The 559-nt window shown below is 56.2% G+C and carries 1 protein-coding gene; it reads left to right on the top strand.

The window, feature by feature from the left end:
• Positions 1-428: 428 nt before the first annotated feature.
• Positions 429-559, top strand: a 131-nt coding sequence (locus AC3WJD_RS09510) for a tryptophan 7-halogenase (RefSeq protein WP_492746454.1), incomplete at its 3' end; no start/stop codon positions are given.

Raw genomic sequence — 559 nt, 5'->3', positions numbered from 1 at the left:
CTCCAGATTTTGCCAGGATTGGTGCCGTTTTCCGCTATTCCTCGGGCATGGGCGATCACAGGGCAATCCAAAATTTTCGATACAAGCGCACGCAATCGCGGCCTTGGCGACTGACACTCATAAGGGCCGAAAGTCCGCGATTCACTTAGGTGTTTGTGTCTAAGAGACCGTGGCGGTGCTCACTTCGCTCTTGATATTTCCCGTGCATAATTTTCGAAGCGCATCGCAGATTAGGCTCGAAGGCTCCGGTATCCAGTCCTTCGCGAACCGCCAAACATCACTGACTGCTCAGGCTTGACGGACCAACAACAGACAGTCTACCAATCAATTGGAAGCGCTTCCAAATTAGGGGTGCGCCGATCGATTGAGGCGATACGGCGAGATCGACGGGATGAGGAAGAGATGCAGTGCAGGGGCAATTGGCGACCATGACCAGCATGCGAACCCCTAAGAAAATCGTGATCGCCGGCGGGGGCACCGCAGGCTGGATGATGGCCGCGGCGATCGCCCGGACGATGGGCCACACCGTCGACCTGACGCTCGTCGAATCCGAACAGAT

The organism is Sphingobium sp. FW306-1B-F04DB (assembly GCF_058781925.1).
Note: the sequence above shows the minus strand (reverse complement) of the source record. Positions and strands in the feature narration are given on the sequence as shown.